This window comes from Pseudomonas sp. TE24901, from assembly GCF_054058375.1.
On record NZ_JBSSAF010000023.1, the window covers coordinates 62,689 to 78,183 of the forward strand.

Consider the following 15,495-nt stretch of genomic DNA (forward strand, 5'->3'; position numbering starts at 1 on the left):
GGAGCGGGCTCCTACAGGGGGTGTGTTCAGCTCAGGAAACCGTCGGCGCGCAGCAGGGTTTCCAGGCAGTGCTCGGTGATGTGGTAGAAGGCCTTCAATTCCTGGATTTTCTCCAGCAACTGCGCGTTGTCCACAGGCTCGGCGCGCTTGACCGCCAGGATCATCTTGTTCTTGTTGGTGTGTTCCAACGAGATGAACTCGAACACCTTGGTCTCGTAGCCACAGGCTTCGAGAAACAGTGCGCGCAGGCTGTCGGTAACCATTTCGGCCTGCTGGCCCAGGTGCAAACCGTATTGCAGCATTGGCTTGAGCAGCACCGGGCTCTGGATCTGCAGGCGGATCTGTTTGTGGCAGCACGGCGAGCACATGATGATCGACGCACCGGAACGGATGCCGGTGTGGATCGCGTAGTCGGTGGCGATGTCACAGGCGTGCAACGCGATCATCACGTCCAGCTCGCTCGGCGCCACGCTGCGCACATCACCACACTTGAACACCAGCCCCGGGTGCTCCAGGCGCGCAGCGGCGCTGTTGCACAGGGTCACCATGTCTTCGCGCAACTCCACACCGGTGACTTCGCCCTCGGCCTTGAGGGTGTTGCGCAGGTAATCGTGGATGGCGAACGTCAGGTAGCCCTTGCCCGAACCAAAATCGGCCACGCGCACCGGCTGGTCCAGCTTCAACGGTGACGAGGTCAGCGCATGGCTGAACACCTCGATGAACTTGTTGATCTGCTTCCACTTGCGCGACATTGACGGGATCAGCGCCTGCTTGGCGTCGGTCACGCCCAGGTCGGCGAGAAACGGCCGGCTCAGGTCGAGAAAGCGGTTCTTCTCACGGTTGTGCTCTGCCGACGGCGCTTCGCGCAACTGCTGCGGCTTGCTTTTGAACAGCGAGCTTTTGTTCTTCTTGCTGTATTCCAGCTGGGCTTCATCGGTCAGCGACAACAGGTGCGCGTTCTTGAACTGGGCCGGCAACAGCTCGGCAATCGCCGCCACGCCGTCAGCCAGGGGCAGGTTCTTGGTGATGTCGCGGGTCTTGTAGCGGTACACGAACGACAGGCAGGCCTGCTCCTTGACCACCACCTGCTTGATGATCAGCCGCTGCAACTCGGCTTCGGCACCGACGTACTTGGCCAGCACCAGCTTGATGAAAGCATTCTGCGCAAGGCTGTCGCTCAGCAGTGCGATGAACTGGGCGTGATGATCCGGTTGAACAGTGACAGACATGAACAAAAACGCCTCGGGCAGGGAATGCCGGGCATTTTAGGGGGGATAGGGCTTGAGGGCACGGGGTTATTTGACTAACGGTACTGCGTCTGGATAACACACATGCAAATGTGGGAGCGGGCTTGCTCGCGAATGCAGTGCGCCAGTCAATGAATAAATCGACTGACACACCGCTTTCGCGAGCAAGCCCGCTCCCACATTTCGAACCGCATATCCAGGATCACTCCAACACGATTAACCGGTTGGGCAGCTCATTACGCGTCTGCGTCAACGGCACATGCACCTTGAGCAGTTCGCCACAGGCCTCGATGCACGCGATGAACCCCGCCAGCGTCTGCCCCTGCTTCACCTGCTGGGTAAACGCCTTGACGATCACCTCCCAGCTGCTGTCATCCAGGCGCTGGGAAATCCCGTCATCCACCAAAATCTCCACGTACCGCTCGGCCTCGCTGACGAAAATCAGCACGCCGGTGCTGCCCAGCGTGTGGTGCAGGTTCTGCTCCAGGAACTGGCGCCGCGCCAGGTTGGACGCACGCCAATGGCGAACCGAACGCGGGATCAATCGCGTGGTGACCGCCGGCATACGAAACACCAGGCACAGCACGATGAACGTCGCCCATTGCGCCAGCAGCAAGGTGTACATGGTCAGGTAGCCGGACAGGTAATGCACCACGCCTGGCACCACCAGGGCGATCAGGCTGGCCCACAACAACGGGATGTAGGCGTAGTCGTCGGCACGCGCCGCCAGCACGGTCACCAGTTCAGCGTCGGTGGTTTTCTCGACGCGGGCGATCGCTTCGGCGACTTGGCGCTGCTCGTGTTCAGTCAGTAATGCCATGGTTGTCGATGCTCTTTTCTCGTTATTGTCATTACCACCCGCCTGAAGCCCCGCCGCCGCCAAAACCACCGCCGCCGCCCCGGAAGCCGCCACCACCACCGCCGCCGCCGCCACGCCCGCTGTTGCTGAGGATGGCCAGGAGAATGGCGCCCACTGGCAGGCCCATGCGATGGCACAACCACAAGACGCCGATCAGCAGAATGAACAGGCCGATGGAAAACCCGGGATTATCCTTGGCAAAGTTCGCGTCGGCCACATGCGCCGGCACCGCCAAGGGGTCACCGCCCACCACCTGCAGCATCGCCGCCACGCCGTCGCTGATGCCCTGGCTGTAGTTGCCGGCCTTGAACTTGGGCGCGATCACCTGGTTGATGATGACCCACGACTGCGCATCCGTCAGCACGCCTTCAAGGCCATAGCCGACTTCGATGCGCAACTTGCGCTCATCCCGGGCGACGATCAACAGCGCGCCGTTGTCCTTGCCCTTCTGACCGATGCCCCACTGACGGCCCAACTGGTAACCGAAGTCTTCAATGGGCGCACCTTGCAGGTTGGGCACGGTGACCACCACGATCTGGTCGCCCGAGGCCTGCTCCAGCGCCTGCAACTGCTGGGTTATTTGCTGGCGCGTGGCCGGGTCGATCATCTGGGCATCGTCCACCACCCGCCCGGTCAATGCCGGAAAGGTAAGCGCCGCCTGGGCCGTCATGGCACCGAGCAACAGCAGCAGCGCCAGGCCCATTCGTATCATTCGCATCATGCCCCCTTGGCCTGTGAATGCCTGGCTACCAATTGCCGGTCGCCCCTGCGCCACCGAAGCTGCCACCGCCACCGGCAGAATCGGAGCGCTTGTCGCTGTCGCCTGGGCGCGGGGCGTCATCGTCATCGTCGGAGGGCGTGGTCCGGCGCCCGTACTTGATCACCACAAAACCGATCACCAGCACAAACAACGCCGCCAACCCGAAGATCCACCCCACCCAGTTCTTGTGCGAAACCTTGCCGTGCACCGGCTTGCCGCCCAGCACCTGGACCATGGCGTTCACGCCCGCCGTGATCCCCTGAGCAAAGCGGTTCTGCTTGAACGGGGGAATGATCACCTGATTGATGATCACCGAACTCTGGGCATCGGTCAGGCGATCTTCCAGGCCATAACCCACTTCGATCCGCACTTGATGTGCCTTGGGCACCACGATCAACAACGCGCCGCTGTTCTTGCCCTTTTCGCCCACACCCCAGTGACGCCCCAGCTGATAGCCGAAGTCTTCCAGGGTGTTGCCGTGCAGGCTGTCCAGGGTGACCACCACAATCTGCTCGCCGGTCTGCTGCTCGTGGCTGTCCAGCGTGTGCTTGAGCGTCGCTGTGCTAGCGGCGTCAAGCAGGCCGGCGCGGTCGACGATGCGACCGTCCAGCTGGGCAAACTGCTCGGCGATCAAGGCCTCGACCGACACCGGGGTGTCAGCCGCCATCACCTGACCGCACAGCAGCAAGGCGGCGAACAACCAGCCCCGTGCGCCCATCAGAACTTCACTTGCGGCGCTTTATCAGCATCGGCGCTGGTGGCTTCGAAGTTGGCGCGGATCGGCAAGTCGCTGTACATCACGCTGTGCCACAAGCGGCCTGGGAAGGTGCGGATTTCAGTGTTGTAGGCCTGCACCGCCTGGATAAAGTCGCGGCGGGCCACGGCAATCCGGTTTTCGGTGCCTTCAAGCTGCGATTGCAAGGCCAGGAAGTTCTGGTTGGCCTTGAGGTCCGGATAGCGCTCGGACACCACCATCAACCGGTTGAGTGCACCGCTCAGGCCGTCCTGGGCTTGCTGGAACTGCTTGAGCTTCTCGGGGTTGTCCAGGGTGCCGGCGTCCACCTGGATCGACGTGGCCTTGGCCCGCGCCTCGATCACGGCGGTGAGGGTGTCCTGTTCATGGGCCGCGTAGCCCTTCACCACTTCCACCAGGTTGGGGATCAGGTCGGCACGCCGTTGGTACTGGTTCTGCACCTGGGCCCAGGCCGCCTTGGCCTGTTCGTCAAGCGTGGGGATCTTGTTGATGCCGCAACCGCTCAACACTGCGCCTATCAGCAGCATCGCCGCCGCCTTGAAGCCCCAGCGATATCCTTGAATAACTGACATAAGTCTCTCCGCAACCATTGCTGTGAAATTTGATAACCCTGTAAATCGTGCGCCTGGGGCATAATCCGCCACCACGACTGGCATGCATCGACCCAATCAGCTAAAAGATGCCCTGCGCGAATCAGAGTTCAGATGTGTGCTGCATTCGTCTGACATAACACTCGAACAACAACATATGTTCCAAACACTTTGGCCGAGCAGCGTTCCTTTTGTCGCTGCGCAGTACGCCACGAAAGGATATTCATGAAGAAGCTGTGTTTGCTCGGCCTTGTGGCCACGTTGGCCTGCCACCCCGCCTGGGCTGAAACAGGGTCCGCCGCGCCAAAGGACAAGGACGCGTTCGTCAACGACCTGCTCAAGCAGATGACCCTCGATGAAAAGATAGGCCAATTACGCCTGATCAGCATCGGCCCGGAGATGCCCCGCGAGCTGATCCGCAAGGAAATCGCCGCCGGTCGCATCGGCGGCACGTTCAACTCTATCACCCGCCCGGAAAACCGTCCGATGCAGGACGCGGCCATGCGCAGCCGGTTGAAGATCCCGATGTTCTTCGCCTATGACGTGATCCACGGCCATCGCACCATATTCCCGATCAGCCTGGCGCTCGCCTCCAGCTGGGACATGGACGCCATCGGCCGCTCCGGGCGCATCGCTGCCCAGGAAGCCGCCGCCGACAGCCTCGACATCACCTTTGCGCCGATGGTCGACATCTCCCGCGACCCGCGCTGGGGCCGCACCTCCGAAGGTTTTGGTGAAGACACCTACCTCGTTTCACGCATTGCCGAAGTGATGGTCAAGGCCTTCCAGGGTGTCAGCCCGGCCGACGCCGACAGCATCATGGCCAGCGTCAAGCACTTCGCCCTGTACGGCGCGGTGGAAGGCGGTCGCGACTACAACGTGGTCGACATGAGCCCGGTCAAGATGTACCAGGACTACCTGCCGCCGTACCACGCGGCGATCAAGGCCGGCTCGGGCGGCGTGATGGTGGCGTTGAACTCGATCAACGGCGTGCCCGCCACCGCCAACACCTGGCTGATGAATGACCTGCTGCGCAAGGACTGGGGTTTCAAGGGCCTGGCCGTGAGTGACCATGGCGCAATCGTCGAGCTGATCAAGCACGGCGTGGCCAAGGACGGCCGTGAAGCGGCGAAGCTGGCAATCAAGGCCGGCATCGACATGAGCATGAACGACTCGCTGTACGGCAAGGAACTGCCGGGTCTGCTCAAGTCCGGCGAAATCCAGCAAAGCGACATCGACAACGCCGTGCGCGAAGTGCTCGCCGCCAAGTACGACATGGGCCTGTTCAAGGACCCGTACCTGCGCATTGGCAAGGCCGAGGATGACCCGGTCGACACCTATTCCGAAGACCGACTGCACCGCAGCGAGGCCCGTGATATCGCGCGCCGCAGCCTGGTGTTGCTGAAGAACCAGAACGACGCCCTGCCGCTGAAGAAATCGGCGACCGTCGCACTGGTCGGCCCACTGGCTGATGCCCCCATCGACATCATGGGCAGTTGGGCCGCTGCCGGCCGTCCGGCACAATCGGTGACCCTGCTTAAAGGCATGACCGACGCCCTCGCGGGCAAAGGCAAGCTGGTGTATGCACGCGGTGCCAACATCACCAACGACAAGGCGGTGGTCGACTACCTCAACTTCCTCAATTTCGACACCCCGGAAGTGGTGGATGACCCTCGTTCGCCGCAGGCACTGATCGACGAAGCGGTCAAGGCGGCCCAAAACGCCGACGTGGTCGTGGCGGCCGTGGGTGAGTCCCGTGGCATGTCCCACGAGTCGTCCAGCCGCACCGACCTGAACATCCCGCAAAGCCAGCGCGACCTGATCAAGGCCCTCAAGGCCACCGGCAAGCCACTGGTGCTGGTGCTGATGAACGGCCGTCCGCTGTCGATCCTGGAAGAAAACCAACAGGCCGACGCGATCCTGGAAACCTGGTTCGCCGGCACCGAAGGCGGCAACGCCATCGCCGACGTGCTGTTCGGTGACTACAACCCGTCGGGCAAGCTGCCGATCACCTTCCCACGTTCGGTGGGGCAGATTCCGACCTACTACAACCACCTGACCATCGGCCGCCCGTTCACCCCTGGCAAGCCGGGCAACTACACCTCGCAGTACTTCGATGACATCACCGGGCCGCTGTTTCCGTTCGGTTATGGCCTGAGCTACACCCGCTTCAGCCTGTCGGACATGGCGCTGTCGTCCACCACGCTGAACAAGACCGGCAAGCTCGACGCCAGCGTCACCGTCAAGAACACCGGCAAGGTGGATGGCGAAACCGTGGTGCAGTTGTACATCCAGGATGTGGCGGGCTCGATGATCCGCCCGATCAAGGAGCTGAAGAACTTCCAGAAAGTCATGCTCAAGGCGGGTGAAGAGCGCACGTTGCACTTCACCATCACCGAGGACGACTTGAAGTTCTACAACACCCAGCTCAAGTACGCGGCAGAGCCGGGCGAGTTCAATGTGCAGATCGGGCTGGATTCCCAGGATGTGCAGCAGCAGACCTTCGAACTGCTGTAACACAAGGCTGTAAACCCGGCTTGTGTGGGAGCCGGGCTTGCCCGCGATGCAGGCACCTCGGTGTGTCAGTCATACCGAGGTGATGCCATCGCAGGCAAGCCAGCTCCCACAAAAGCCCGCTCCCACATTTGTTTTGCGGTGTGCTTCTTAGCCGCGTCGGTCGAGCAGGTTGACCACCAACCGGTCAATCCACCCCCACACCCGCTGCTTCACCCGCCGCCACAATGGCCGCGCCTTCCACGCCTCCAGGCTCACTGCCTGGCTCTGTTGAAAATCCCGCTCGAAACTGCCCGCCACTGCCAGCGTCAACGCCGGGTCCAGTGCTTCCAGGTTGGCGTCCAGGTTGAAGCGCAAATTCCAGTGATCGAAGTTGCACGAGCCCACGCTGACCCAATCGTCCACCAGCACCATCTTCAGGTGCAGGAAGCACGGCTGGTATTCAAAGATCTGCACGCCCGAGCGCAGCAGGCGCGGGTAATAGCGGTGCCCGGCGTAACGCACGGACGGGTGATCGGTGCGCGGGCCGGTGAGCAGCAAACGCACCTCCACCCCGCGCCCGGCCGCACGGCGCAAGGCTCGGCGCACACTCCAGGTGGGCAGGAAGTACGGCGTGGCCAGCCAGATACGGGTCTGGCTGCTGTTCAGGGCGCGAATCAACGATTGCAAAATGTCGCGATGCTGGCGGGCGTCAGCGTAGGCGACACGGCCCAGACCCGGGCCGCTCGCCGGCAGCTTGGGCAAACGCGGCAAGCCAAAATGGGTGGCGGGTTTCCACTCGCGACGGGCCGCGTTGGCGTGCCATTGACGGTCGAACAGCGCCTGCCAGTCCATCACCAGCGGGCCGCTGATCTGCACCATCACTTCATGCCAATCGGCACTGTCGTTACCCGGCGTCCAGAATTCATCGGTAACCCCCGTGCCGCCGACAAACGTGACGCCTTGGTCGATCAGCAACACTTTGCGATGGTCGCGGTAGAGGTTGCGCATCCACCGACGCCAGCTCAGGCGGTTGTAAAAACGCAGCTCCACGCCGGCGTCGGTCAGGCGTTTGCGCAAGCCGAGGGTAAAGGCCAGGCTGCCGTAATCATCAAACAGGCAACGCACGCGCACACCGCGTTCGGCGGCCTGCACCAGGGCGCTCACCATGGCATCGGCGCAGGCGCCGGCTTCCACCAAATACAGTTCAAGATCGACTTGGCGCTCGGCCCGGGCAATGCCCACCAGCATCTGCGGAAAGAACTGCGGTCCGTCGATCAGCAACTCGAAACGGTTGGCGCTGCGCCAGGGGAACACCGCGCCGCTCATGTCAGCGCGCCGTGAAGATCAGTACCGCACCCACCGGCACCGACAGGCTGATCGATTCGAGCCCCGCCGCTTTACGCAGCGTGGCCACGCCGGGCACCAGGTCAAAGTCCTCGGCGTGCACCACCAGCGGTTCCAGGGTCACCACCTGGAAACGCCGGTCGTCCAGGCGCGTGGCCAGCAGCTCGGCGCTGTAGGTCTGGGTCTTGCCGTGCAGGGTCACGGCCAACGGCAGGCGTAACTCCAGTTGCGCGCCGGGCGCCAAATCATTGATCGGTTGCAGGTTGATCTGCGCGTTGATCAGCGCGTCGGGGAATGTCTTGATCTCAAACAGTTGGTTGCGCATGCGCTCATCGCGCAATGGAATGCCGCTGTTGACCGACTCCAACTCGACTTCCAATTGCGCAGCACCTTTGCTGTCGACCTTGCCGTGCAGCACCAGGAAGCGCTGCACTTCGGCGATGTCGGTGTTCTTGGTGGTGACGAACGACAGGCGTGACGACTCGTTATCCAGGTACCAGTCGGCGTGGGCAGGCGCGGCAGCGGCGGCCAGCAGGGCGAAGGCCAGGGGTTTGATTGACATTGAAGACTCATGGGACGAAAAACCTGAACGAACCTTAAGCGCAATGTCATGAACCGCGCAAATCCAATGTGGAAGCGGGCTTGTGTGGGAGCTGGCTTGCCTGCGATTGCATCGACTGGGTGTCACTGACAGACCGAGTTGCCTGCATCGCGGGCAAGCCCGGCTCCCACATAAACCACAATTCCCTCAGTGAGGAGGCGGTGACTGTCAGGCCAGCGCCCGCTGCACTTCCCGCACGGTCTGCTCCAGGCTGGCCATGTGCAGGTTCAATACGCGCTCCACCGGCGCCTGGTGCATCGGCCAATGCAGCGCCATGCTGCCCACCAGGCGGCCGTTGGCCTGTACCGGCAAGGCCACGGCGCGGATCAGGAACGGCAGGCGCACCGGGTATTCCCAGTAGCCTTCGGTGCGCTGGCCAAACCCCTGGTGCTGGGTTCTCTCGCAGGCATCGTACTGCTCGTGCGCCGCCACATGGTCACGGCCCGCCAGGCGCTGCACTTCCTCGGCCGGCAATTGCGTGAGGCATGCCTTGCCCATCGCCGAATGAAACAGGCTCGCATGCTGGCCGACGATCTGGCAATTGTTGGGATACAGTTTGCGCAGCACGCCAGGAATCGCACTTTCCATGACTTCGAGGCGCTCACCGTCAAAGCATGACAAGTCCACCACCAACCCGGTGCGTTCGCTGAGTTCCAGCAGCCACGGTGCGGCGCTTTCCACCACCTGGCGCTTGAAGCGTTGCTGGCTGTCGCCGAACAGGCGCTGGGCACGCAGGCGGTAGCGCCGGTCGCTCAAGCCGCGATAAACCCAGCCCTGGTCCTGCAGGGTCAGCAACATGCGCGACACGGTGGCCTTGGGCAGGCGCGTGAGGTAATGCAATTCCTCCAGCCCCAGGGCCTGGTGTTCGCCCAGCAGTTCGACGATTGCCAATGCACGTTCAACCGAGCGTACCGTGCCTGTCTCCATGTTCGATCTCCCTGATGCCGGTGGATGATCATTGTTCACAGCAAGATACAGGCCCGGTCGTGCCTCAACGCGCCGATTCAAGGCAGGTCGGCGGGCGACGCTGCACCCATTGCGTCAGCTGTTCATGGGCGTAGGCCAGTTGCAACACCGCCCGGTCCGCCTGGGCGGGGCCAATGATCTGCACGCCCATGGGCAACCCTTGAGGGTTGAAGCCCACCGGCACGCTCATGCTTGGCAAACCGGCCAGGGTGGGGCCGATCACCACTTCCATCCAGCGGTGGTAGGTGTCCATTTCGCGCCCACCGACGAGGCGTGGCCAGGGTTGTTGTGCATCGAAAGGGAACACTTGAGCGGTGGGCAACAGCAGGAAATCGTAACGCTCGAACAGCTTGGCCAGGGCGCGGTACCACTCGCTGCGGTCCACCGACGCCTGGTACACCTGCTGGGCACTCAAGCCCTGGCCGCCCTCCACTTCCCACTGCGCCTCGGGTTTGAGCAGCGCGCGTTTTTGCGGGTTGGCGTAGGCCGCGCCGAGGTTGCCGTGCACCAGCCAGTGACGATGCACCAGCCAGCTGCGCCACAGGCGCGCCAGGGAAAAATCCGGTTGGCAGCTTTCCACTTCGCAGCCCAGCGCGGTGAAGTCGCCAAGGGCCGATTCGCACAGGCTCATCACGCCGTCATCCATCGGCAGGTAGCCGTTGTAATCCCCCAGCCAGCCCAAGCGTGCGCCGTTGAAGTCGCGCTGCAACGGCTGGCCGAGCACGGCGGGATCATCCTTGGAGGACAGCGGCACCCGAGGGTCGTAACCCGCCTGGATGCTCAGCAACCGCGCCACATCCGTCACGCTGCGGCCCATCGGGCCTTCGGTGCCCAGTTGCTGCACGAACAGTTCCGGCATCGGCCCGTGGGGCACGCGCCCTTGAGACGGGCGCAGGCCAAACACATTGTTGAACGCCGCAGGGTTGCGCAACGAGCCCATCATGTCGCTGCCATCGGCCACCGGCAGCATGCGCAAGGCCAATGCGACAGCTGCCCCGCCGCTGCTACCGCCGGCGCTCAGGCGTGGGTCATAGGCGTTGCCGGTGGTGCCGAACAGGCTGTTGTAGGTGTGCGAGCCCAGGCCGAACTCCGGCACGTTGGTCTTGCCGATGATGATCGAGCCACTGGCCCGCACCCGCCCCACGCTAATGGCGTCTTCGCTCGGCACCTGCTCGGCGAACAGCGGCGAACCCAAGGTGGTGCGCAAACCTCGGGTGGCCGCCAGGTCCTTGATCGCCTGGGGCATGCCGTGCATCCAGCCGCGCGACCGGCCTTGGTCCAACTCACGGTCACAGGCCCGGGCTTCGGCCAGTACCTCATCGGCATCACGCAACGACACCAGCGCATTCACGCCCGGGTTGAAGCGTTGGATCTGTGCCAGATACGCCTGCATCACGTCTTCACACGACACCTGCCGCGCATGGATCGCCTGCGACAGCTGCGTGGCATCCCAATCGACAATACTCAAGGCTTCACCTCTTTGGAAAACGGCTGCGACTGTTTGGCGCGCGGCGCTTCCTGCATGCAGTAAGTGCCCAGCAGCGTCAGCACGCACGCGAACAACACATAGAAGGCTGGCGCCACCGGCGTGCCCAGCACCTTGCTCAACCAGGTGACGATCAGCGGTGCAAACCCACCAAACACCATGACCGCCACGTTATAGGCCACCGACACGCCCGTCGAGCGCACTTCGATGGGGAACTGCTCGGCCAACGCGGTCGGCGCGGGGCCGAAGAATCCGCCAATGGCCGTGCACAGCAGCACCTGCATCACCATCAAGCGTTCAATGGATGGCGCGGCGGCCACCCACACATACAGCGGGTAGACCATCACAAAAAACGCCAGGGTGAACGCCATCAACACCGGCCGCCGCCCAAAGCGATCGGACGCCAGGCCCGACAATGGGATCACCACGGTCATCAGCGCCACCGCAAACATCTGCACCATCAACACCTGGTCCAGCGGCAGGCCGAGGTTCTTGTGGGCGAAGGTCGGCATGTTCACCAGCACCACATAGAACGACACCGTCGCGCCACAGGCCAGGCCCATGGACACGAGAATGCTGCGCCGGTGTTCGCGCACCACCTGCATCAGGCTCGGCGCGGGGCCGGTCGCCTGTTTGCGGGCTTCGATGAATGCCTCCGGGTCTTCCATGTGCCGGCGAATCCACAGCCCCACCGGGCCGATCAGCAAGCCGAACACGAACGGCAGGCGCCAACCCCACAGGTCAAGAGTTGCCGGCGAGAAGAAGTGCGTAACCGCCGCCACCATGGCCGCGCCGCCAAACACCGCCAGGCACTGGCCCACCAATTGCCAGGAGCCATACAAGCCCTTGCGATGGGCCGGCGCACTTTCCACCAGGAACGCCGTGGCGCTGGCGTATTCACCGCCGGTGGCAAAGCCTTGAAGCATACGCGCCACCACGATCAGCAACGGCGCGCCCATGCCGATGGCAGCGTAGTTGGGCGCGAAGGCGATCAACGCGATGGACACCGTCATCAGCCGGATAATCAACTGCATCGCCGCCTTGCGGCCTTTGCGGTCGGAGTAGATGCCCAGCAGGATGCCGCCCACCGGGCGCATGAAAAAGCCCACGCCAAAGGTGGCCAGGGCCATCAACAGCGACGCGTACTCATCGTCCGAGGGGAAGAACTGCCGGGCGATGATGCTCGCCAGAAAGCCGTAAACGATGAAGTCATACCATTCCAGCGCATTGCCGATCACGGCCGCCACCACCTGGCGGGTGCGGGAGACGCCTGTGTGTGAAGTCTGCATGAGGAACACTCCATTCAACCGAACGTGGGAAAGGGTCCAGCGGCAGAAAAAAAGTGAGGGCGTCAGGCAGGCTTGAGCCAGCTCTCGGCCAGCGCGCCCCAGTAGGCGGCGCCGGTCAGCAGGATGTCGTCGTTAAAGTCATAGGCGGGGTTATGCACCATTGGCCGCGACACGCCGTTGCCGATAAACAGGTAACTGCCGGGGCAGCGTTGCAGCATCCAGGCGAAGTCTTCACTGCCCATCAGCGTGCGGGTGTGGCCGTCCACCGCCTCGGCGCCGAGCAAGGCCACGCCGACCTCGCGCGCGAACTCGGTTTCTTCGGGGTGGTTGACCAGCACCGGGTACGCCGGGCGATGCTCGATCTGCACGGTGCAGCCGAAGCTCGCGGCCTGGGTCTGGATGATGGCGAACACGCGCGCCAGCATCTGTTCGCGGATTGCCGGGTTGAGTGCGCGCAGGCTCAAACGCAACAGCGCTTGCTGCGGAATCACGTTGGCCGCCTGGCCCGCTTGCAGGGCGCCGACGGTAACCACGGCAGCTTCCTGGGTGTCGATATTGCGCGCCACCACCGTCTGCAACACCATGACCATGCTCGCTGCCGCTACCAGCGGGTCCACCGTGAGGTGCGGCATGGAACCATGACCGCCGACGCCGTCGAGGGTCACGGTGAGCAAATCCTGGGAGGCCATCATCGGCCCCACGCGCAAGCCCAGATGCCCCGCCGGCAGGCCAGGCATGTTGTGCATGCCAAACAGGCCGTCACAGGGGAAACGCTCCAGCAAGCCGTCGGCCAGCATGGCTTCGGCACCGCCCTGGCCTTCTTCGGCGGGCTGGAAGATCAGGTTCAACGTGCCGTCGAACTGCCGCGTGGCTGCCAGGTAACGGGCGGCACCCAGCAGCATGGTGGTGTGCCCGTCATGGCCGCAGGCGTGCATGCAACCGGCGTGTTGGCTGGTGTAGGCCGCACCGGTGTTTTCGACGATGGGCAAGGCGTCCATGTCGGCACGAATGCCCAGGGTGCGTGAGCTGCTGCCGTTGCGCAGTACACCAACCACACCGGTCTTGCCGATGCCGGTGTGCACTTCGTAACCCCAGCCTTTTAAGGATTGGGCGACCAGGGCGCTGGTGCGATTCTCTTCAAAGCCGAGTTCAGGATGGGCGTGGATGTCGTGGCGCACGGCGTGCAAGTCGCCGGCAACGTCGCTGAGCCAATCCAGGATGTGCTGGTGGGGGCGCATGGTGATTCTCCTCACAGGCGGGTATTCCCGTTCTTGTTTGCTGCACACCGCCAGCTAACCGCGATGTGCGCAGGAGGACAATCAAAGGTGGTTCCACCCTGTGGAACCTCAGGGTTTTAGTGTTGGTCACCGAACCCTGTGGGGTGGGTCAGGGCGTCAGGCGACAGCCGTGGCGGTCGCCGAGCCAGCGGGCGGTGTGGGTGCGGCCCAGCCCGCTGGCGATGACTTCGCTGCGCTCGGGGTTGTCGCTGAACGCGCTGGTGGGCACGTATTGCTTCACGTAGCCCCGGCAATAGTCAGCCGGGTTGTTCTCGACATAACGGCACGAGCAATACTCCTTCGCCGTGTACGCCGCAATGATGTCGGGGAAGGCTTGCAGGTTGACGCGCTCGTGCCAGATCCAGCCCAGCAAGGCGAGCAGCAGCAACAGAAATACACTGGTAAACGGCCGGCGACGGATCATGGTTGCACCGCCGCGAGCACGTGCTTGAGCAGATCGTTGTGGCGGTAGCTGCCGTCGCGGTCATCGCCATAGCGCACGATCACCAGGTGTTCGGCGGGCATCACGTACAACGCCTGGCCCCAGTGGCCGAGGGCGGCGAGCGTGTCACCGGGAGCATCCGGCCAAGGCCTCGGCGCACCTTTGTTGAGCCACCAATGGCCGCCCGGCACGGCTTCATCCTGGCCGGCCCGGTAATTGGCGAAGGGTTGGCGATTGAAGGCGACCCAGTCCTTGGGCAGCAATTGCTGCTCACCCCAGCGACCGTCACGCGCCATCAGCAGGCCGACGCGTGCCAGGTCGCGGGCGGTGAGGTAGGCGTAGGACGAGGCCACGAACGTCTCGTCGGCATCGGTTTCCCACGTGGCGCTGCGGATGCCCAGCGGTTTGAACAGCGCGTCCCACGGGTAGCTCATATACGCCTTGTGGCCGAGCATGCCTTTAAGCGTGGCGGACAGGATGTTGGTGTCGCCGCTGGAATAGCGGAACACCTGGCCGGGCGCGCTGGCGGCGTCCGTATCGGCGGCGAAGTCGGCCATGTCGGCGTGACCACGGGTGTAGAGCATCGCCACCACCGAGGATTTCAGCGGGGCGTATTCGTAGTCTTCCTGCCAGTCGAGGCCCGAGGCCCAGTGCAGCAGGTCGGCCATGGTGACCTTGGGGTGCTGCTTCATCGGCGGGTAAAAGCGTGCGGCCGGGTCGGTCAGTTTGAAGCGGTTTTCGCCGTAGGCCACGCCCAATACCGTCGCCATCAGGCTCTTGCTGACGGACCAGGTCAGGTGCGGCGTGCTGACAGTGGTGGGCGCTGCGTAGCGTTCATAGATGACTTCGCCGTCGCGGATCACCAGCAGCGCATCGGTACGAATGCCCTTGCGGGAGGTGTCATCACGAGGCGGAAAAGCGTAGGCATTCAGGGCATCGACGGCGGGGCCTGCGAGCGGCGTGCCCTTGGCCCAGTCCTTGTCTGGCCAGGTCTCGGCGTGGGCGGTGACGGTGACGGTGACGGTGACGGTGACTAGCAGGAGGGCGACGGATAGCAGGCCTCTGAACATGGATACGGACTCACGGGGGGGCATTCGTGGTCGCGAGGCTAGATGAGGGGGATGACGGTTTTGTGACCGGGGGGTGGGGGGGGGTTGGGGGCATATCCGTTATTTGGGGGATGGCGGGTATGGGTTCCGCCCTTACGGCGGGTCACTTTTGGAAAAGAGCCCCAAAAGTAACCAAAAGGGCTCTTGCCCCAACACTCGGCACCTCGCTTAGGCTCGGTGTGCCCGAACGAAGGCTTGAATCCGTGGGCCGCCGCCACGCGCCATCCATGGCGCGGGGCGGCTAACCCGGCGTCCTGCCGGGTTACCCACGGATT

General features: G+C 63.2%; 14 protein-coding genes. 1 reads left to right on the plus strand and 13 read right to left on the minus strand.

The window, feature by feature from the left end; genetic code table 11:
* Nucleotides 1–26: 26 nt before the first annotated feature.
* The 5 genes from ACVWVP_RS29785 to ACVWVP_RS29805 form a co-directional block, all read right to left on the minus strand.
* Nucleotides 27–1,229 (minus strand): class I SAM-dependent methyltransferase, encoded by a 1,203-nt coding sequence (locus ACVWVP_RS29785; RefSeq protein WP_178920958.1) that lies wholly within the window; start codon nucleotides 1,227–1,229, stop codon nucleotides 27–29.
* Between the two features lie 220 nt (nucleotides 1,230–1,449).
* Nucleotides 1,450–2,067, minus strand: coding sequence for a TPM domain-containing protein (locus ACVWVP_RS29790; RefSeq protein ID WP_178920955.1), 618 nt, complete (start codon nucleotides 2,065–2,067; stop codon nucleotides 1,450–1,452).
* 31 nt (nucleotides 2,068–2,098) lie between these two features.
* Nucleotides 2,099–2,824: a TPM domain-containing protein gene (locus ACVWVP_RS29795; RefSeq protein WP_457409631.1), complete on the minus strand. Its 726-nt coding sequence runs from the start codon at nucleotides 2,822–2,824 to the stop codon at nucleotides 2,099–2,101.
* A 28-nt stretch (nucleotides 2,825–2,852) separates the two neighbouring features.
* A complete protein-coding gene (locus tag ACVWVP_RS29800) occupies nucleotides 2,853–3,584 on the minus strand; it encodes a TPM domain-containing protein (RefSeq protein WP_457409632.1) in 732 nt (243 codons plus the stop codon).
* Nucleotides 3,584–4,192: a LemA family protein gene (locus tag ACVWVP_RS29805; protein ID WP_176999237.1), complete on the minus strand. Its 609-nt coding sequence runs from the start codon at nucleotides 4,190–4,192 to the stop codon at nucleotides 3,584–3,586. Before ACVWVP_RS29805 ends, ACVWVP_RS29800 begins: the two co-directional genes overlap by 1 nt.
* 243 nt (nucleotides 4,193–4,435) lie before the next feature.
* Here ACVWVP_RS29805 and bglX point away from each other — a divergent pair, with 243 nt between their 5' ends.
* Nucleotides 4,436–6,727, plus strand: coding sequence for a beta-glucosidase BglX (gene bglX / locus ACVWVP_RS29810; protein ID WP_457409636.1), 2,292 nt, complete (start codon nucleotides 4,436–4,438; stop codon nucleotides 6,725–6,727).
* 147 nt (nucleotides 6,728–6,874) lie between these two features.
* On the opposite strand, the gene ACVWVP_RS29815 is transcribed toward bglX, so the two are convergent.
* The 8 genes from ACVWVP_RS29815 to ACVWVP_RS29850 form a co-directional block, all read right to left on the minus strand.
* Nucleotides 6,875–8,032 carry a phospholipase D-like domain-containing protein gene (locus ACVWVP_RS29815; RefSeq protein WP_178925850.1) on the minus strand — a complete coding sequence of 386 codons (1,158 nt, stop codon included), beginning with the start codon at nucleotides 8,030–8,032 and terminating at the stop codon, nucleotides 6,875–6,877.
* 1 nt (nucleotide 8,033) lies between these two features.
* Nucleotides 8,034–8,612, minus strand: a complete 579-nt coding sequence (locus tag ACVWVP_RS29820) for a YceI family protein (RefSeq protein WP_457409637.1) — start codon at nucleotides 8,610–8,612, stop codon at nucleotides 8,034–8,036.
* Between the two features lie 207 nt (nucleotides 8,613–8,819).
* On the minus strand, nucleotides 8,820–9,578 hold the full coding sequence (locus ACVWVP_RS29825) for an IclR family transcriptional regulator (RefSeq protein WP_259171755.1): 759 nt from the start codon (nucleotides 9,576–9,578) through the stop codon (nucleotides 8,820–8,822).
* Nucleotides 9,579–9,642: 64 nt separating this feature from the next.
* A complete protein-coding gene (locus ACVWVP_RS29830; protein ID WP_457409639.1) occupies nucleotides 9,643–11,085 on the minus strand; it encodes an amidase in 1,443 nt (480 codons plus the stop codon).
* On the minus strand, nucleotides 11,082–12,392 hold the full coding sequence (locus ACVWVP_RS29835) for a citrate-proton symporter (protein WP_178925846.1): 1,311 nt from the start codon (nucleotides 12,390–12,392) through the stop codon (nucleotides 11,082–11,084). The genes ACVWVP_RS29830 and ACVWVP_RS29835 overlap by 4 nt, the downstream gene beginning before the upstream one ends.
* 62 nt (nucleotides 12,393–12,454) lie before the next feature.
* Nucleotides 12,455–13,630 carry a M20 aminoacylase family protein gene (locus tag ACVWVP_RS29840; RefSeq protein WP_457409642.1) on the minus strand — a complete coding sequence of 392 codons (1,176 nt, stop codon included), beginning with the start codon at nucleotides 13,628–13,630 and terminating at the stop codon, nucleotides 12,455–12,457.
* A gap of 148 nt (nucleotides 13,631–13,778) precedes the next feature.
* Nucleotides 13,779–14,093: an amidase gene (locus ACVWVP_RS29845; protein ID WP_178925844.1), complete on the minus strand. Its 315-nt coding sequence runs from the start codon at nucleotides 14,091–14,093 to the stop codon at nucleotides 13,779–13,781.
* A complete protein-coding gene (locus tag ACVWVP_RS29850) occupies nucleotides 14,090–15,181 on the minus strand; it encodes a serine hydrolase domain-containing protein (protein ID WP_457409645.1) in 1,092 nt (363 codons plus the stop codon). The genes ACVWVP_RS29845 and ACVWVP_RS29850 overlap by 4 nt, the downstream gene beginning before the upstream one ends.
* Nucleotides 15,182–15,495: the final 314 nt, after the last annotated feature.

Coding starts and splice junctions, on each gene's coding strand:
- ACVWVP_RS29785 (WP_178920958.1), bottom strand. CDS start 1,229: ATGTCTGTCACTGTTCAACCGGATCATCACGCCCAGTTCATCGCACTG.
- ACVWVP_RS29790 (WP_178920955.1), bottom strand. CDS start 2,067: ATGGCATTACTGACTGAACACGAGCAGCGCCAAGTCGCCGAAGCGATC.
- ACVWVP_RS29795 (WP_457409631.1), bottom strand. CDS start 2,824: ATGCGAATGATACGAATGGGCCTGGCGCTGCTGCTGTTGCTCGGTGCC.
- ACVWVP_RS29800 (WP_457409632.1), bottom strand. CDS start 3,584: ATGGGCGCACGGGGCTGGTTGTTCGCCGCCTTGCTGCTGTGCGGTCAG.
- ACVWVP_RS29805 (WP_176999237.1), bottom strand. CDS start 4,192: ATGTCAGTTATTCAAGGATATCGCTGGGGCTTCAAGGCGGCGGCGATG.
- bglX (WP_457409636.1), top strand. CDS start 4,436: ATGAAGAAGCTGTGTTTGCTCGGCCTTGTGGCCACGTTGGCCTGCCAC.
- ACVWVP_RS29815 (WP_178925850.1), bottom strand. CDS start 8,032: ATGAGCGGCGCGGTGTTCCCCTGGCGCAGCGCCAACCGTTTCGAGTTG.
- ACVWVP_RS29820 (WP_457409637.1), bottom strand. CDS start 8,612: ATGTCAATCAAACCCCTGGCCTTCGCCCTGCTGGCCGCCGCTGCCGCG.
- ACVWVP_RS29825 (WP_259171755.1), bottom strand. CDS start 9,578: ATGGAGACAGGCACGGTACGCTCGGTTGAACGTGCATTGGCAATCGTC.
- ACVWVP_RS29835 (WP_178925846.1), bottom strand. CDS start 12,392: ATGCAGACTTCACACACAGGCGTCTCCCGCACCCGCCAGGTGGTGGCG.
- ACVWVP_RS29840 (WP_457409642.1), bottom strand. CDS start 13,630: ATGCGCCCCCACCAGCACATCCTGGATTGGCTCAGCGACGTTGCCGGC.
- ACVWVP_RS29845 (WP_178925844.1), bottom strand. CDS start 14,093: ATGATCCGTCGCCGGCCGTTTACCAGTGTATTTCTGTTGCTGCTGCTC.
- ACVWVP_RS29850 (WP_457409645.1), bottom strand. CDS start 15,181: ATGTTCAGAGGCCTGCTATCCGTCGCCCTCCTGCTAGTCACCGTCACC.